The sequence below is a fragment of the Roseibium sp. MMSF_3247 genome (genome assembly GCF_030733765.1).
Classification (GTDB): Bacteria; Pseudomonadota; Alphaproteobacteria; order Rhizobiales; family Stappiaceae; genus Roseibium.
In genome coordinates, this window is the sequence record NZ_JASHII010000002.1 from 280,377 (window position 1) to 297,712 (window position 17,336).

A 17,336-nucleotide genomic window follows, 5' to 3' on the forward strand; every position below is an offset into this window, starting at 1 on the left:
AGCGATAAAATATGCCCGATCTTAAGGATGACAAACGCTACGCGAATACTCTGGCCCGCGGTCTGAGCGTGCTCAGAGTTTTCCGCCCCACGGACAACGGGCTTGGGAACCTTGAGATATCCGAGCGCACAGGCTTGCCGCGTTCGACAGTGTCGCGCTTGACTTTCACCTTGTGCGCTTTGGGCTACCTCACGCACGGTCGCCATCACGATAAATACCGCCTTGGCCCATCGGCGCTGGCACTTGGCAACATTGCGGCGGCCGCCTTCGGGTTTATCGAAACGGCAACGCCGATCATGCAGAAGCTCGCCAACGACACAAAGACACTGATCGGCGTTGCCATTCAGGACGACGGCGAGATGCTGATGGTGAAAACCTGGCGGCCGGAAAACTCAGCAACGATCTGGCTGAATGTCGGGTACCGGATGCCGGTCCTGAAATCGTCGACAGGAGCCGCCTATCTGGGAGCTCTGACCGATGAGGAGCGGCGTAAGCTGGTGGCACTCTTGCCTGGGGATCAGGCTGCTGAGTGCCGGTCCTTGTCCGTCAAATCACAGGACCATCTGCTGGCGAATGGGTACATGTACTTGACTGGCGATGACCGGTTCTCCGCCTCGATCAACGCTCTGGCCACGCCGTACCGCCCGTCAGAATTCAGCGAGCCGGTCACGTTCTTGAGCGGCGCTGCGGCCGATGTCCTCACCGTTGCAAGGATGAAAGAAAGCGTCGGGCCGAAACTCGCCGGTGCGGTCGAGGAGCTGCGCGGGATAACCGGCCAGCATTATTCGCTGCTGCTGCCCGTCTAGCAGCTGCCTCCCGTGCCGGAGCAGGGGAGGCAGGCAGTCATTGATTTCTGGGATTTATCCGGCTACCGGCGCAAATAGATCCGCGTAGGTGTCCCGCAAAATGTTCTTTTGCACCTTGCCCATGGTGTTGCGCGGCAGACTGTCGACAACGATGAGCTTCCGTGGGTGCTTGAAGCGGGCAAGGCCGTCACTCACGGCTGCCTGAATGGCATCAAGATCGGGATTTGTACCGGGCTCCGGGACAATCAAACCGACGACGGTCTCACCGAAATCGGCATGCGGTACTCCGATAACAGCACTTTCCAGCACGCCGGGTTGTTCGTCTAGGATCAGCTCGATTTCCTTCGGATAGATGTTGTAGCCGCCGGAGATGATCAGATCCTTGTTCCGGCCAACGATGTGAACGTAGCCGTCGGCGTCGACCTTGCCGAGATCGCCGGTGATGAAGAATCCGTTGTCCCGGAGTTCCGCAGCCGTTTTCTCCGGCATTTGCCAATAGCCCTTGAACACGTTTGCGCCCCGGACCTCAATCTGACCGACCTCACCGTCAGGCAGGGTGGCGCCGCTTTCCGGATTGGTGATCTTGAGGTCCACGCCGGGAAGGGGAAAACCCACGGTTCCTGCACGCCGCTCGCCGTCATAAGGGTTCGACGTGTTCATGTTGGTTTCTGTCATGCCATAGCGTTCCAGGATCCGGTGCCCGGTGCGCTCTTCAAATCGCACATGGGTCTCAGCCAAGAGCGGTGCGCTTCCGGAGATGAAAAGGCGCATGTGGCTGGTCAGGTCCTTGGTGAACCGGTCATCGTCCAGCAGCCGGGTATAGAACGTCGGAACACCCATCATCGATGTCGCCTTCGGCAGATTGGCGATCATGGCGTCCAGATCGAACTTCGGTAGGAAGATCATGGAACCGCCGGCTGCGAGCATCACATTGGTCGCAACGAACAAACCGTGGGTGTGGAAGATCGGCAGGGCGTGCAGGAGCACATCCGTGTCGGAGAACTTCCAGTAGTCCGTCAGTGTTTCAGCGTTCGAGAGGAGGTTCGCCTGGGTCAGCATCGCGCCTTTGGAGCGCCCAGTCGTGCCGGAAGTGTAGAGAAAGGCTGCCAGGTCATCGGCGGACCGGTCGACAACATCGAAGGTGGCCGGCTTGGCTTTCGCAGTCTCGGTCAAAGACCCGGAGCCATCGGCATTGAGCGTTGCGAGTTTGGCTCCAAGGCCGGTTGCGATCGGCGTAAGAGCGGCTTCGCTACGCGCATCGCAAACGACGAGTGCGGCGCCGCTGTTCTCAATGAAATAGGTCAGCTCATCAACGGTGTAGGCCGTGTTGAGTGGCAGGAAGATCACACCGGCCTGCGCACAGGCCGCATAGAGCGCTAGTGCCTCGGGTGACTTTTCAATCTGGGCTGCGAGCCGGTCGCCCGACTTCAATCCGAACTCTGTCAAAGCATGAGCAATCTGCGCCGCTTGTCCCAGGAAGTCGGCGTGCGTGAGGGTGGCCCCGCTTGCCAGATGCAGAAAAGGCGTCGTCTTGCCGGCGTGTTTGCCGAACAGCTGATCAAAGAGCGGGTTGGCCATCGGTCGGGCTCCTGTTGAGTGTTTTTTCAGCGGCCGCGCTGAGCGACTTGATATCCGAAGAGGCCGCAATTTCATGGGAGGTGGCGAAGCGCTCGTGGTTTTGCGAGACCTTCGACAGATTGTAAAGGTAGTTGACCATCACGCCGGCGGATTGCTGTTGACCCTTTTCAGAAAGGTCGGCGTCCGCATGAACTTGATAGACCTGCGCGCCGTTGCCGAGATGGAAGCGGGCCACTGGATCAAGCGGCAATCCGTTCCGGCGCTTGGCTGCGATCAGATAATGGGCCGCGAGCGCCTTGAGCTGCTTCGGATCGTCGGGAAGCGGGCCCAGATCGTTTTTCTCGATCCAATTGCGGAAACCTGGAATTGGCGACAGCGTCACGAAGGTTTTGAGGCCCGGCAGCTCCAGGGAAAGATCTGCGGCAACCTGTTTGATCAGGGAGTTGCCAAAGGAAATCCCGGCCAGTCCCTTCTGGCAGTTCGAGATAGAATAGAAAACCGCCGTATTCGCGTCTTCTGCCTCGATATGCTCCCGTTCTTCGCTCAACAGCGCTTGGATAGATGAGGGAACACCTTTTGTGAGAGCGACTTCCACAAAGATCAGTGGTTCGTCCGGCATGGTGGGGTGGAAGAAGGCGAAGCAGCGCCGGTCGGCGGGCTGCAGGCGCCGTCTCAGATCATCCCAGCTGTCGATGGCGTGCACCGCTTCATATTCAATGATCTTTTCAAGGATATTGGCCGGGCTTTCCCAATTGATCGGTCTGAGCACAAGGAACCCTCTGTTGAACCAGCTGGCAAACAGATGCCCGAAGTCGACATTGAGCGCCTGTAGGGCGTCGTCCTCTTTGCTGAAGCGCAGGAGATCGGCGCGCATGGCAACCAAGGACCGGGTGGCGTCCGGCACCTGGTTGAGCCGGCGGATCAGCTCCTGCCGGCGTGGTTCGGCGGCACGGACCAAGGTTTCGTAGCTGGTTTTCGTTTGGCCCTTTTCATAGGTCTCAAGTGCTGCGCGAAGGTCCTGAGGTGAGACGGCCATGTCTTCGGCCAAGTGCCGGAAAAAGGATAGTTTTTCGTCTTCCTCCGCAGTTTCATACCGGTCGAGGATGATCCGGGCGATGGTGCTGCCCGAAACCTCACCCGACGCACCTAAAAGCGCGGCGGTGAGTTCCTCCATGGGCCGGTTGTCGGAGCTTCCGGGAAGAAACGTCCGGTACCGGCGGTCAAAGATTGAAGACAGCAGATCAGCCAATAGGGTCATCGTGTTGGTCCCATCACAGCATCCGGCAACCATGTTGCCAGTCCTGGGAAGATGCATAACAGGATGATCGCGACGACCATACATCCCACAAAGGGCAAGGAACCCTTTAGAATGGTCTTCAGCGAGATATCCGGTGCAATGCCATTGATGACATACAAGTTGAGGCCGACCGGCGGCGATATCAAGCCTATCTCCATGTTGATCGTCAGGACAACTGCAAACCAGATCGGATCAAATCCGGCCGTTGTGATGATCGGCAACAGGATCGGGGCCGCCATCAGGATCACGGCAACCGGCGGCAGGAAGAAACCGGCAATCAGCAGGAAGATGTTGACTGCGCCCATCAGCACCCAGCGGTTCACATCCAAGGTGCCGATCCACTCGGCAATCGCCTGCGTGATGAACAGTGAGGACAGCATATAGGAAAACACGCCAGCCGCTGCGATGATGAACAGGATCATCACGCTCTCCTTGGTGCTGTCGCGCAGGACAACCCAAAGATCTCCCGGGTTCCAGAGTTTGTAGATCACCATTGCGATGATCAGGCACATCAGCGCGCCGACCGCCGCTGTTTCCGACGGCGTCGCAATGCCGCCATACATGGCATAGAGCACGCCGACGATGATCGCGAGGAAGGGCAGGACCCGAGGCAGGATCTCAAAACGCTGCTTCCAGGTGTAGCTGCCGGCACTCAGGACAGAGGCATCTCCGGAGCGCCAAGTGGAATAGAGCGACCATGCCATGAAGAGGCCGACCAGCAGAAGGCCCGGAATGACACCAGCAAGAAACAGGCGTCCAATCGAGGTTTCTGTCGCAATGCCGTACACGATCATCGTAACCGATGGCGGGATCAGGATGCCAAGTGTTCCGCCAGCTGCGATCGACCCGGCCGCAACGCCGTCCGGATAGCCGCGCTTGCGCATTTCGGGAATGCCCATCTTGCCAATTGCCGCACACGTTGCCGGGCTGGACCCGGACATGGCGGCAAACAGCGCGCAGGCACCAAGGTTGGAGACGACCAGCCCGCCGGGGACGCGGGTGAGCCACCGTTCCAGCGCTTCATAAAGGTCGGCACCAGCGCGCGTGGACGCGATTGAAGCGCCCATGATGATAAACATCGGGATTGAGAGCAGCGCAAAGTTGTCGAGCTTGCCGAACAGGATTTCCGGCATCAGTTCCAGGGACCGCATGCCGTCGAAGATGATCAGGAACCCGGCTGAGACAATCAGAAGCCCCAGCGCGACCGAGACACCGGAAAACAGGACGAAGATGGTGAAGAAGGCGACCAATGCGCCGAGGAGAAGCGGATCCATTATGCGTCCTCCAGGCCAAACGGGCGATCAACCCGGGTGATGACGGCGACCAGATCGGCAATCAGCTGCAAAAGAAGCAGGCCGAATCCAACGGGCAAGGATAGGTACGGGATCCAAAGCCGGACGCCCCACACCGTGTCTGAGCGCCAGCCGCGGTCCCAGGCAAAGTGCCAGTATTCAAAGCCATAAAACAGCATGATCCCGACAATCAGGATCGACAGCGAGAGGGTTATCAGCGCGAGGAAAAAGCGAGCCCGTGGCGGCAGGGACAGGGGCACCAGATCCACATTGACGTGGCCGCGCAACCGCTGGACATAAGGCAAGCCGACAAGCGTGGCGGCAATCACCAGATAGATGACCGCTTCCGTTTGCCAGACCGTCGATCCGTTCAACACGAACCGGACAAAAATCATCTGGCAGGTGATCGCAACGGCGGCGACAATCATGGCTGCCGAGCACCAGCCTGCAACGGTCGAAATGCCCGCGACAGCGCGCAAAAAGGGGTTGTTACCGGCACGCGCAACGGCTGCCGAGCTGTGACCCGCCATGGGGAACTCCCGAAAAAAGAAAAAGGGTAGCGAGAGGCGGGGCGGTGTGACACCGCCCCGGTCAAAGACTTATTGGACCGACAAAGCCATATCCAGGAGCTCCTGGCCGCCCGGGGTTTGCTCGATGAAGGCCTTGTAGGAGGTTTCTTGCGCAAGGGCCCGCCAAGCGTCGAACTCTTCCTGGCTCATTTGCGCGATTTCAACGCCATTTTCTGCAAAGATATCGGCAGACGCCGCATCCTGCTTCTTGGCTTCCTCCAGATAGAACGCCTCAGCCTTTGCGGCACCTGCTTGCAGTGCGGCTTTTTGAGCATCGTTCAGGCCGTCATAGGTGGATTTGTTCATCAAGAGCGGCTGATACATGAACCAAAGAGCGAAGTCGCTGGCCGGTGTGTAGCACTTGACCTGCTCGTAGATCCGATAGCTGACGAAGGATGAGGACGAGGTGTTCGCAGCTGTCAGAACGCCGGTCTGCATGGCGTTGTAGATTTCAGACGAAGCCATGGACGCAATGGAGGCACCGGCACCTGCCAGCATTTGTTCAAATGCCTTACCCGCTGCACGGGTCTGTTGCCCCTTCACGTGTTCCGGGGCGGTGATGCATTTGTCTTTGCCGACAAAGCCGCCAGCGAGATAGCCGTGAACCAGAACCATCACGTCGTCACCTGCCATGATCTCTTCGATCTTGCCCATGAACGGGCTTTCGTTGAGACGGGCTGCGTGATCGTGGTTCTTCACCAGACCCGGCATCAGGGTGAGGTTATAGGCGGGCTGCTGGCCGCCGGCATAGCTCAGCGGGAATACGGTCATGTCGAGCTGACCGCGGCTGAGCGGCTTGTACTGCTCGCGCGGTTTGAACAGGGACTTTGACGGGAAGATCTTGATTTCAAGATCGACGTCGGCAGCGGCAACTTCATTGGCGACGATTTCCGCCACCTTGTGGCGCACATCGCTGGTGGACCACTGGTGCGACAGGCGCAGTTCCGTGGCATTGGCGGCAAAAGCCGAACCGAGCAGCGCGGCAGCTGCAACGGCAGATGTCAGTTTCATGGTCATTGTTGTTCCTCCCAAAGAGCGTGTGACGTTTGGTCAAGCTCGGAAGGTATCCTTGCACCGAATGTATTCTCCGTCAAATTTTTTGTATACAAGATGGAAATTATTGCGTGCAGGGAATAGGTGTGTTTATGTCAGCGGCATGGAAAGGAAACGTGCAGATCTGATCGCCGACGAATTGGAGGGCCTCATTTTAGAGGGCACTTACAAAGATGGCGCGCGTTTGGATGAAGTCCAGCTCGCCGAGCGGTTTGAAGTCTCACGCACCCCGGTCCGGGAAGCTTTGCAGCGTCTCTCGCAGTCCGGTCTTGTGGAACAGATCCCCCGGCGTGGTGTCTTTGTGCGCCAACCGGGTCCGGTCGAGCTTCTGGAAATGTTTGAAGTGATGGCCGAATTGGAAGCTGTCTGCGCGCGTCTCGCCGCAAGCCGCATCACGGATCAAGCCTTGTCGGACCTTCATGCCGCCAATGCGCGCTGTGATGAGGCGGTCGCTGCCCAGGACACGGATGGTTATTATCTGGAAAACGAACGCTTCCACGCCATTTTGTACCGGCAGTCCGGCAACGGTTTTCTGGAGCAGGAATGCCTCCGGCTTTACCGGCGCCTTCAACCCTTCCGCCGCATGCAGCTCAGGGCAAGAGGGCGTTTACCGCAATCCATGTCTGAACATAAGTCCATTGTGACTGCATTGGAAAAAGGGGATGGCGAGGGCGCAGCTGCAGCCATCCGGGGCCACGTCGCGGTTCAGGGCGAGAAATTCCACCATCTGATGGCCAGCCTGAAACACGCAGCTGAATAAGTGAGATCAAGTTCGAAATTGATCTGTGTGGCTTTGGCCGAACGTGCCGATTTGGGCCCTCAAGCTGTCTGCGAAGCAGCGATGCAGGTTGGGAAACGCTGAACTCCCGAAATAAAGTACTTCGGACGGTCCTTGCTTTGATGTAGATGAATAATCTGAAGACCGAAATGATTTGGCTTGAGTTGCTAGCATCAATCACATGAACAAGAGAGCTGAAGTTCCAACTAAAGACGCGATGTTCGAAGAGAGCGAACAGGTCGTTTTTGAGATCTTTGTTCAGCCCGGGTTTTCGGACCTGGAACTTTCGGCGGTTACCACAGTACTGCGAACAGCAAATGATATTCTCAACAATGACGTTTATTCCTGGAAAATCATATCTGACGAACCAGGTCTGGTAACAAGCAGCTCAGATTTGATTGTCCGTGCCGCTCCCGCCATCAGCGGCCAGTATTTGTGCGATTGTCTGGTCGTCATCTGCGGCCGGACCAGCAATCCGGAAGCATGGCTGGCTCGTCTGCGGGCGATGCAACAATTGCAAAGAAGGGTCATTCTCCTATCGGATGCGTCCCGCCAATATGTGAGGTCGGTCAATAACCTCGATGCGCCAACGACCGCGCACTGGCGTGACGTGTCTCTGTTGCAGGAAGTGGGCTCGTATCCGAAACTGACAGACAGTCTGGTGGAAACACATGGCACTGTCCTGACCTGCGCCGGTCACGGTCATACGCTCGAAGCGATGATCGGCGTCCTGGAAGGTCAATTGGACCGGCGGCAGTGTGCTGAGATCGCCAGTTTGCTTGTGCTGGATCGCGTCCGGGGGTTCTCATCGGAACAGCCCAAAGGCAGCAGTTACAGCTCCAGTTACTTTGAAAAGCGCTTGCAGAATGCCCTGCGGCTCATGGAGGCCAACATCGAACAGCCTCTACGTCTTGCAGACGTCGCTAAGGAAGTCGGCCTGTCAACGCGTCACCTGGAGCGGTTGTTTACAGTCTACTTCAACACGACACCGTCGAAACTCTATAAGAAAATTCGCTTGAAGAAGGCGCATGCGCTCGTCGTGGAGACCCATCTGCAACAGATCGAGATCGCGCTTTCATGCGGGTTTGGCTCCGCGGGATCCTTTTCGCTCGCCTACAAAGCGGAATATGGAGAGACACCGACGCAGCGCCGCAAAAGGATGCGATAGCTTCTATGGTGCTCTGGTTAAGCTGCCGCCGTTTGATCCCGGTTGGTTTTGTTCGGATAAGAAAAAGGCGGCCCGTTTGAGCCGCCTTTTTGCAAATCGCCTCTAAAGCCGTTTATTCAGCGGCGGCCTTGGCAATCTCCAACTGCGCGTCAATGTCGGAGGCATCGTGCCGTTCAGCGAGCTGACCGCTTTCGTCTCCAAAGACCCGGTTGACCATGCGCCCGCGGATTGCTGCCGGACGGGCGTCAATCTTTTCAGCCCAGGCAACGAGGTTCTTGTATTCATGGACGGAGAGGAATTCCGCTGCACTGTAAAGACGGCCTAGAACCAGCCCGCCGTACCACGGCCAGATTGCCATATCGGCGATGGAATAGTTTTCGCCCGCAATGAAGGGCCGCTCGGCGAGCGCCTTGTCCAGCACGTCCAGCTGCCGCTTGGCCTCCATGGAGAAGCGGTCGATCGGATACTGGAATTTCTCCGGCGCATAGGCGTAGAAGTGACCGAAGCCGCCGCCGAGATAGGGCGCAGAGCCCATCTGCCAAAACAGCCAGTTGAGGGTTTCTGTCCGCTCAGGGCCTTCTGCCGGCAGGAATTCACCAAATTTCTCGGCGAGGTACATCAGGATTGACGCAGATTCGAAGACGCGGGTTTTGGCAGGCGTGCTGCGATCGACCAGGGCCGGGATCTTGGAATTGGGGTTTGCGCTAACAAAGCCGCTTCCGAACTGATCGCCGTCGCCAATCTTGATCAGCCAGGCGTCATATTCTGCGCCCTTATGCCCGAGGGCGAGCAGTTCCTCCAGCATCAAGGTGACCTTGACGCCGTTCGGAGTGGCAAGCGAATAGAGCTGCAAAGGATGTTTGCCAACCGGCAATTCCTTCTCATGCGTGGAACCGGAGACCGGCCGGTTGATGCTGGCGAACTGGCCGCCGCTCGGCTGCTCCCAGGTCCAGACTTTCGGCGGGGTGTAAGTGGTCGTATCGCTCATTTGGTCAATGTCTCCAGAACCGGATATTGGTCGATCTCGTCGCGACGAAACGGTGTGATATCTCAAGTCATCGCATTATTACGATCAGATAGGCGCCAGCGGAGGTAATGCAACAGCATCCTTTCCAAATCCGCTTATCTTTGGAACGTTGTGCAACGTTCTTTGAACGATCAGGTGTATCGCGGAGCGCTGGCAACATGAATGCCAGATGAACCAACTCTCCGTACTGGCGCCCAATTCATCGGGCAATCACTTTTTTAGAAATGACGAGGAGCCGGAACGAAGGGGAGCCCGATGCACCTGAAATCACTTGCCGCAGCACTTTGCCTTGTTGCCATGCCGGTCGAGGCGAGCAGCCTCTATGTGAAATACGACATCTCGCTGACGGGGCTGAAGATCGGCGAGGGCGCGCTTTCCGTCGATCTTCAGGATCAATCCTACAAGATCCACGGGCAGGGCAAGATGGCAGCCTTCGGCAATTTCGTGTCTGATGGATCCGGCAATGTGCTCGCAACGGGTTCTGTATCGCCGCAAGGGTTGAGTCCCGCTTCGTTTTCGATGCAGGCCGAAGAGGATGGCAAACCGAATACTGTTTCGCTCTCGATGGCGAATGGCGCTGTCACGGGAACAAAGATCCACCCAGCCCAGGACCGGATGAACGAGCGGATCAAGGTGACAGATGCACACAAGCGCGGCGTCATTGATCCCCTGACTGCGGTTTTGTTGCCAGCTCCGAAGGGCCTGCACCCGGACAGCTGCAAGCGTACTATCCCGATTTACGACGGCCGTGACCGCTACGACCTCGTGCTCGACTACAAGACAAAGTATCAAAAACGCGGAGGCCGGAAGGGCTACTCCGGTGGCGTCCTCACGTGCTCTGCGCGGTATAAGGCGATTGCTGGCCACCGGCCGAACCGGAGGACCATCCAGCAATTGGAAGCCAATACCTCAATGGAAATCCACTTGGCCGAGGTGCCCGGAAAACCGTATCTTCTGCTTTACAGAGCCAGCCTGATGACGCCCGTTGGGCCGCTCAACATCCAGAACGTCCGCTTCAAGAAGTTGAATTAAAGAGAAAGGGCCGGAAATTCCGGCCCTTTGTTTGTAGTTGCACCGTCAGATCAGACCCTGACGACGTAGACCGAACACTTGGAATGCCGGACGACGCGGGCTGCGTTCGGGCCGAGCAGGAACTCACGCAGCTGTGGTTTATGGGCGCCAATCACGATCAGATCCGTGTTGGTGCGTTTGGCCAGCTCCAGGATCTCTTCGTAGATAGAGCCCGTCGCCACAACGTGACGGATCTCCTTGTTGCGCTCTTCGCCCAAGACACTGCCGACAATGTCGGTGAGCTTTTCCTGTGTCTCGTTGACGATCTGATCCTGGAAGTTCTCATCGAAATAAGAGCTCACAAGTGTCACGCCAAAATTCGGCACCACGGTGATCACGTCGAGCTGCGCATTGTCGAGCCGGGCGAGCTTATCGGCCGTTTGAAGGACCTCACGGTCTTCCGGATGCGTGATGTCAACGGCGCAAAGGATGGTCTTGTTCATGCCGGAACTCCTTCCATTTCCTTGCGCTCGACACGGGCCCGCGGGCGTTGGAGCAGATAGATCAGACCAAGCAGGAGAAGGCCCGGGATGTAGATCAGCTCCTTCGGCATTTGCTCAAGAGACACTTGGGCTTTTGCGATCTGGACCGGGTCATCGCCGTAGAAATCGAAGTTGCCGAGTGTTTCGAAGAACGGTGTGCCCGGGAAGGGTTCATCCATTTTCATCACGCCGTCTTCATCAAAGACGGTCAGACCAACAGCGGACAGGCGGGCTTCTGCATCCGGCTCATCACCGACGGTCAGGATGAAGGTCGTTTCCGCCTGTGATCCTGTATCGAAATCAGGGCCGTTCACGGTGATGCGGATCTCATCGCCTGGGTTAGCCTCGCCAACGGCCTCAACAAAACTGGTCGGTTGAACAATTTCGAACGGAGGCTGGATCCGGTTCATGAAGAAGTCCGGACGGAACAGGATGAAAGCAACAAGCACCAGAGCGATGCTCTCATAGATGCGCGAGCGGGTGACGAAATAGCCCATGGTTCCGGCCGTGAAGGCCAATATGGCTATCGTTGCCATTATGAAGATCAAAATGCCCTGTCCCCAGCCAACGTCGATCAGAAGCAGATCTGTGTTGAAGATGAAGACGAACGGCAGGGCGACGGTTCTGAGCGAATAGAAGAACGCCGTAAAGCCGGTCTTGATCGCATCACCACCCGACACCGCGGCCGCAGCAAAAGACGCGAGACCCACCGGGGGTGTCACATCCGCCATGATGCCGAAGTAGAAGACGAACAGGTGAACCGCAATGAGCGGCACGATCAGGCCGGATTGGGCGCCGAGTTCAACAACAACACCGGCCATCAGCGAGGACACCACGATGTAGTTCGCCGTGGTCGGAAGTCCCATGCCGAGGACCAGCGAGAGAAGACCGACAAAGGCCAGCATCAGAACAAGATTGCCGCCAGAGACCAGCTCGACGAGGTCGGCCATCACCTGGCCGATCCCGGTCAAAGTCACGGTGCCGACGATGATGCCGGCGGTTGCGGTGGCAAGGCCGATGCCGATCATATTGCGGGCCCCATCGATCATGCCCTTCGCAAGATCAACTACGCCTTCCTTGAACTCTTCGACCATCTTGTTTTCACCGCGGAAGATCGCCTTGATCGGCCGCTGGGTCAGAAGGATGACGAAGAGCAGAGTGGTTGCCCAGAACGCGGAGAGGCCCGGAGACTTCTGCTCAATCATGAGGAAGTAGACAAGCACAACGATCGGCAGGAGGTAGTAAAGGCCGGACTTGTAGATGTCGGCGATCTCCGGAAGGACGATGTCCTTGGCATTGGGATCATCCGGGTGCAGGTCGTCAACGCTTGCGGCAAGCTTCAGAAGCACGAGGTAGGCTACGAAAACAAGAACTGCGAGGATCCAGCTGGCGCCATCCGGCACCAGTGCCGTAATCCAGCCGATCGGGAACTTGATGCCGTAGCAAAGCGCAGCAAAGCCTGCGAAGAAGAAGAACATGCCCAGGACGGTACGCAAGGTGGACACGGTTTTATGGCCGATGGTCGGCATGTTCCGCTTCACCGCTTCCAGGTGCACGATGTAGACCAATGCGATGTAGGAAATGACCGCCGGCAGGAATGCGTGGGTGATCACTTCGACATAGGAAATGCCGACATATTCCACCATCAGGAAGGCGGCAGCACCCATGACAGGTGGCATGATCTGTCCGTTCACGGACGACGCAACTTCAACGGAACCGGCCTGTTCATTGGTAAAGCCAACCCGCTTCATCAGCGGAATGGTGAATGTGCCGGTGGTAACAACGTTTGCAATCGACGAACCTGAGATGAGGCCCGTTGCGGCTGACCCCACGACGGCCGCCTTGGCCGGGCCGCCTTTCAGGTGGCCGAGCGCTGCAAAGGCCATCTTGATGAAGTAGTTGCCCGCGCCCGCTTTATCGAGCAAGGCGCCGAATAGAACAAACAGGAATACGAACTTGGTGGAGACGCCAAGGGCAATCCCGAAGACACCCTCCGACGTGATCCACATATGGCTCATCGCCTTTTGCAGCGATGCGCCTTTCCAGCGCATGACTTCCGGGACCCATTGGGAGGAACCGAAAAAGACATAAAGGAGGAAGACGGTGGCGACGATGGCCATCGCAGGACCCAGGGTCCGGCGTGCAGCTTCAAACAGGATCAGGATACCTGCGAGCGCAAACCATTTGTCGACATCGTCGGCGAGGCCGCCGTTGTTGACGATTTTCTCATAAAAGAAGAGGCCGTAGAGCGCGAGAAACGCACCAGACAGGGCAAGGACCCAATCCTGGATCGGGATGTGATGGCGCGGGCTGCTTTTCAGAGCCGGGTAGGCCATGAAGGCGAGGAAGATGGCAAAGGCAAGGTGGACCTGGCGGCTGTTGTTGATCAGGTCGCTGGGCAGAACATAGTTGGCGAGGGGAGACGCAAGAAGAACCTGGAAAGCGGACCATGCCAAAGCGACAGCTGCCAGAAAGAGCCCAATCGGGCCGGCAGGGTTCCGCGAGCCGGAATCGGACGCTGCGACCAGTTCCTGAAGCTCTTCCTCAGACAGGCCACTCGACCCGGCCTTCTTGTTCGCCTGATACTCTTCAGACATCAAATGTTCCCCCGTTTGTCCGGCCCCCAATTTGCCGGTCCGATAATTCCCAAGATCCTATGAGCGGAGCTGCTCTGGACAAAGACATGTTTTGAAAACAGCACGCGATCTTCTGTGTGGAATGGCTGTGCTGACAAAAGGCCCGGGAGCTTGCCCCCGGGCCAATGTTTCAGAAGGTTGGATTAGTTGATCCAGCCTTTTTCTTTGTAGTACTTCGCAGCACCTGGATGCAGCGGAGCGGACAGACCGTCCTGAGCCATTTCTTCCGGCTTCAGGTTGGCGAATGCCGGGTGCAGCTTCTTGAAGGCATCGAAGTTTTCGAAGACCGACTTGACCAGGGTGTAAACAGTGTCTTCAGACACGTTGGAAGAGGTCACGAAGGTTGCGCCTACACCGAAGGTACCGGTGTCAGCATCGTTGCCGCGGTACATGCCGCCTGGGATGGTGGCGGTGCGGTAGTAGCTGTTGTCAGCAACCAGCTTGTCGACAGCGTCGCCGCCAACGGTCACAAGTACGGAGTCACAAGCTGTGGTGGCTTCCTGGATGGAACCGGACGGGTGACCAACGGTATAGACCATTGCGTCGATCTGGTTGTCACACAGAGCTGCGGACTGCTCGGCAGCTTTCAGCTCGGTTGCGAGCGCAAAATCGTCCGCAGTCCAGCCTTTGGCTTCCATCAGGACTTCCATGGTTCCGCGCTGACCGGAACCCGGGTTACCGATGTTGACGCGCTTGCCCTTCAGGTCATCAAAAGTTTTGATGCCGGAATCTGCGCGAGCCACAACAGTGAACGGCTCCGGGTGTACGGAGAACACGGCGCGCAGCTCTTCGAACGGACCTTTGTCTTCGAACTTGGATGTGCCGTTGTAGGCATGGAACTGCCAGTCAGACTGGGCAACACCAAACTCCAGCTCGCCTTCACGGATGGTGTTGATGTTGTACACAGAACCACCAGTGGATTCGACCGAGCAGCGGATGCCGTGGTCTTTGCGATCCCGGTTCACCAGGCGGCAGATTGCGCCACCGGTCGGGTAATAAACACCTGTGACACCGCCGGTGCCGATGGTGATGAATTCTTCCGCGGCAGCTGCGCCGGTGAAGGCGATGCTGGTCGCAAGAACAGCACCTGCAAGGTTCAGTTTCATCATCATTTGACTAGGCTTCCCTCTATTTCAGTTTTTGTTCCAGAGCGGTCCAACCACCCTAGACATTTTCAAGTTCATCGAGCAAGCGATTGTGCCTGTCGACATTTTGGATCCGGGCTTCCGCCTCGGAACCGGCTCGCGCGACCAGCATGCCCGTAATGGTCTCAATGAGAACGAGCGTGGCCGCGTAAGATGAGAAAAAGTGTGGACTTTCAGTGCGCTGAATGAAGTGATGGTCTGCGAATTGCAACCCTGGAAACGCATGACTGTCGGTCAGAACGATGACTTTCGCACCGTTTTCTGCTGCAAGTTCCGCTGCCCTAACCGAGCGATGGGCATACGGGTGTTTAGACACGATCACGATGCAATCGTCCTTGGTCAGACTTGCAAGTGCACCGCCCAGGGACGCGCCATTGCGCCCTGCCACGATCCAGCGATCATTGAACCAGTTGGCGAGATACGCGAAGTAGTCGGCAAATCCGGCCGAAGCGAGCGCGCCGACAACAACAGTCCTGCGCGCTTTTGACAGGCAGTCAACAACCTGTTCCAACCGAACCGGATCAATGTCGTCGATGAGCGCCTTGATGTTGTCAACACAGGCAGCCGCCTGACGGGGCAACAAGGGCTGATCCGCCTCGTTTCGAAGCTGCCGGGCCTTGTCCTGAAAACTGCTGCCGCGCTGGCTCAGTTCCATCCGCGCCTGTTCGCGTAAGGCTTCGTAGTCGGTAAAACCGATGGCCCGCGCGAGCCGGGTATAGCTGGCAGGGGAGACACCGCTAGCGGCAGCGATCGCCCGCAGGCTGCGCGTTGCGATTTCAAGCTGGTTGTCTGCAAGGTAATCTGCGGCCGTCCGCAAGGTCTCGCTGAGATCAGCGTAATTTGCTGTGATGGCAGCCCGGATTTGTGGTCGCGCAGATGTCATGCGCGCACTGTTTCATTTGTTTTTTTGATTGTCAATTTCTGAAACAATTGTTTCGTCGTATTCGAAATTTTGCATAGGAGATAAGTCGGGTCACGTAAGGTGACACAGCGCGCTTCGGGACCGGTAAAAGGGTGTTGAAACATAGGAACTGTAATGGGAAATCGCAGTGGGCAGGTGCCGGCTACTCGACGATGGTCTCGCAGTACGCCTTCACCTTCTCAAGCGGCATGGAAGTACTCTGGACTTCCATTCTGAGGATTTTGCCGTCAGCCCGCGTTAGGATCGCCAGATTGCATTCGTCTTTCAGCGGCTTCGGGTTCTTCTTTTCCGTATAGGTTCGCTCGTTGATGGACGACCAATAGTAAACGAGCTCCTTGGGATCTCCGCCCGGATAGTTGATCGGATCGGCTCCTTTCGGGATTGCATCATAGGCAATCACGTCCGAGGGCGGGCCGTATTTGAGAAAGAAGTCTGCCGACGGTTTGCCGACATAAGTGCTTTTGAATTCGGGATTTGTCGAGGTCTGGCATGCGGCAAGCCCCAGGCACAAGAGTGCCATGAGGGCTTTTCCTTTTGCGGGAATGTGGCGTCCGCTGATCATGTCCGATTTCCCGGCCGCTGCGATGTGCAGCCGTCAGTTGATTTGCAGCTCGAGAGACTTGTGCAGACGCTGAAGGTTACGCAGGGACTTGGACTGCCACGGAATGGCTTTGGAGCCGAGAACACGCACACCGATTTCCGGTTGCTTGCGGATCTCGATGGTGAACTTTGCAAGGAGGTTGATGCCGGAACTGTTGAGGAATTCCAGACCGGTCAGGTCAAGTACGATTTCTTCCGGTTTGGAATCGAGCACATTGTTCATGAGTTCCAGGATTGGCGCATACGCCTCCGTACCAGACAGACGCATCGTGCCTTCATAATGGATCTTCGACCCTTCTGCCCAGACACGGTAGTCGTTGGTGCTGATTTCCATTCTAATCGTTCCCTCGGAATTATGTACGCGCTCAGGAGAATGTCAGCGCAGCTACAGTTTTCAAGTTGACCGAACCATTACTGGCATCCGGCGTGAAGCGCCAGCCGAGTTTTGCATCATAATCGCTCATAAGCGTCAAAAGCCCAAGTCCGGACCCGGAGGAGTCTAGATCGGTCGCGTTGGCTTCAATGCGTTCCAGAAGAAGTTCGCCCGGGTCTCGTGCCAGGATTTCCGTCAAAAGCTCCTGAAACTTCTCCGCCGTGGCCGGATCGATCACATTGGAAATCTCGGATTCGAAATGATTTCCGTCCAGTGAGCAGCTGATCTCGATGTTGCCATCGTGGCGGAACTTCACTGCATTCTCCAATATTTCGTTCAGCAAGTAGCCGATGCTGTGTCGGGCGTCGACCTGATCGACCCCCTTTTCACAGCATTTTGCAAAATAATCGCCAAGAAAATCGGAGGTTGTTCCGCAGTGTTGCCAGCTCAGCTCCAGCGGTTCTGCGGCGAGGGTGATGTGGAGCGTGGTTGCTGACGGCCCATTCGTCAGCTCGGCGTGTCCGAAAGTCACTGTCATA

At 57.0% G+C, this 17,336-nt stretch carries 17 protein-coding genes; 4 read left to right on the plus strand and 13 right to left on the minus strand.

All coding sequences use genetic code 11. The annotated features are described in order from the left end of the window. Nucleotides 1-11 precede the first annotated feature (11 nt). Nucleotides 12-806 (plus strand): IclR family transcriptional regulator, encoded by a 795-nt coding sequence (locus tag RBB44_RS06795; RefSeq protein ID WP_133950779.1) that lies wholly within the window; start codon nt 12-14, stop codon nt 804-806. A 54-nt stretch (nt 807-860) separates the two neighbouring features. Here the strand turns inward: RBB44_RS06795 and RBB44_RS06800 are convergent, their stop codons facing one another. The 5 genes from RBB44_RS06800 to dctP all read right to left on the minus strand — a co-directional run bounded on the left by RBB44_RS06800 (nt 861) and on the right by dctP (nt 6,559). After that, the gene (locus RBB44_RS06800; RefSeq protein ID WP_306146643.1) at nt 861-2,384 is read right to left on the minus strand and encodes a malonyl-CoA synthase; all 1,524 of its coding nucleotides are present in this window, start codon (nt 2,382-2,384) and stop codon (nt 861-863) included. Further along, the gene (locus tag RBB44_RS06805; RefSeq protein ID WP_306146644.1) at nt 2,365-3,642 is read right to left on the minus strand and encodes a malonyl-CoA decarboxylase; all 1,278 of its coding nucleotides are present in this window, start codon (nt 3,640-3,642) and stop codon (nt 2,365-2,367) included. Before RBB44_RS06805 ends, RBB44_RS06800 begins: the two co-directional genes overlap by 20 nt. Then, entirely contained in the window at nt 3,639-4,955 is a 1,317-nt protein-coding gene (locus RBB44_RS06810) for a TRAP transporter large permease (RefSeq protein WP_133950773.1), read from the minus strand. Before RBB44_RS06810 ends, RBB44_RS06805 begins: the two co-directional genes overlap by 4 nt. Beyond that, entirely contained in the window at nt 4,955-5,503 is a 549-nt protein-coding gene (locus tag RBB44_RS06815; protein WP_306146646.1) for a TRAP transporter small permease, read from the minus strand. The genes RBB44_RS06810 and RBB44_RS06815 overlap by 1 nt, the downstream gene beginning before the upstream one ends. Before the next feature lie 69 nt (nt 5,504-5,572). Then, the gene (gene dctP, locus RBB44_RS06820; RefSeq protein ID WP_208326742.1) at nt 5,573-6,559 is read right to left on the minus strand and encodes a TRAP transporter substrate-binding protein DctP; all 987 of its coding nucleotides are present in this window, start codon (nt 6,557-6,559) and stop codon (nt 5,573-5,575) included. Nucleotides 6,560-6,698: 139 nt separating this feature from the next. Here dctP and RBB44_RS06825 point away from each other — a divergent pair, with 139 nt between their 5' ends. Both RBB44_RS06825 and RBB44_RS06830 read left to right on the plus strand, forming a co-directional pair. Further along, entirely contained in the window at nt 6,699-7,355 is a 657-nt protein-coding gene (locus RBB44_RS06825) for a GntR family transcriptional regulator (protein WP_306146647.1), read from the plus strand. 199 nt (nt 7,356-7,554) lie between these two features. Beyond that, on the plus strand, nt 7,555-8,541 hold the full coding sequence (locus tag RBB44_RS06830) for a GlxA family transcriptional regulator (protein ID WP_306146648.1): 987 nt from the start codon (nt 7,555-7,557) through the stop codon (nt 8,539-8,541). Between the two features lie 112 nt (nt 8,542-8,653). Here RBB44_RS06830 and yghU read toward each other — a convergent pair whose 3' ends face one another. Next, the gene (yghU, locus tag RBB44_RS06835) at nt 8,654-9,529 is read right to left on the minus strand and encodes a glutathione-dependent disulfide-bond oxidoreductase (RefSeq protein WP_306146649.1); all 876 of its coding nucleotides are present in this window, start codon (nt 9,527-9,529) and stop codon (nt 8,654-8,656) included. A 294-nt stretch (nt 9,530-9,823) separates the two neighbouring features. Here yghU and RBB44_RS06840 point away from each other — a divergent pair, with 294 nt between their 5' ends. Continuing rightward, nucleotides 9,824-10,600, plus strand: coding sequence for a DUF3108 domain-containing protein (locus RBB44_RS06840; protein ID WP_306146650.1), 777 nt, complete (start codon nt 9,824-9,826; stop codon nt 10,598-10,600). Nucleotides 10,601-10,650: 50 nt separating this feature from the next. Here the strand turns inward: RBB44_RS06840 and RBB44_RS06845 are convergent, their stop codons facing one another. The 7 genes from RBB44_RS06845 to RBB44_RS06875 form a co-directional block, all read right to left on the minus strand. Next, the gene (locus RBB44_RS06845; RefSeq protein WP_133950761.1) at nt 10,651-11,082 is read right to left on the minus strand and encodes a universal stress protein; all 432 of its coding nucleotides are present in this window, start codon (nt 11,080-11,082) and stop codon (nt 10,651-10,653) included. Further along, nucleotides 11,079-13,718 carry a TRAP transporter permease gene (locus RBB44_RS06850; protein ID WP_306146651.1) on the minus strand — a complete coding sequence of 880 codons (2,640 nt, stop codon included), beginning with the start codon at nt 13,716-13,718 and terminating at the stop codon, nt 11,079-11,081. The genes RBB44_RS06845 and RBB44_RS06850 overlap by 4 nt, the downstream gene beginning before the upstream one ends. Nucleotides 13,719-13,900: 182 nt before the next feature. Beyond that, nucleotides 13,901-14,869, minus strand: coding sequence for a TAXI family TRAP transporter solute-binding subunit (locus RBB44_RS06855; RefSeq protein WP_208326741.1), 969 nt, complete (start codon nt 14,867-14,869; stop codon nt 13,901-13,903). 52 nt (nt 14,870-14,921) lie between these two features. Beyond that, nucleotides 14,922-15,785, minus strand: a complete 864-nt coding sequence (locus RBB44_RS06860; protein WP_306146652.1) for a MurR/RpiR family transcriptional regulator — start codon at nt 15,783-15,785, stop codon at nt 14,922-14,924. Nucleotides 15,786-15,966: 181 nt separating this feature from the next. Then, nucleotides 15,967-16,344 (minus strand): hypothetical protein, encoded by a 378-nt coding sequence (locus RBB44_RS06865; RefSeq protein WP_209177453.1) that lies wholly within the window; start codon nt 16,342-16,344, stop codon nt 15,967-15,969. A gap of 75 nt (nt 16,345-16,419) precedes the next feature. Next, complete coding sequence (locus RBB44_RS06870) at nt 16,420-16,758, minus strand: STAS domain-containing protein (protein WP_055671004.1); 339 nt, start codon at nt 16,756-16,758, stop codon at nt 16,420-16,422. Between the two features lie 31 nt (nt 16,759-16,789). Then, entirely contained in the window at nt 16,790-17,335 is a 546-nt protein-coding gene (locus RBB44_RS06875) for an ATP-binding protein (RefSeq protein ID WP_306146653.1), read from the minus strand. Nucleotide 17,336 lies beyond the last annotated feature (1 nt).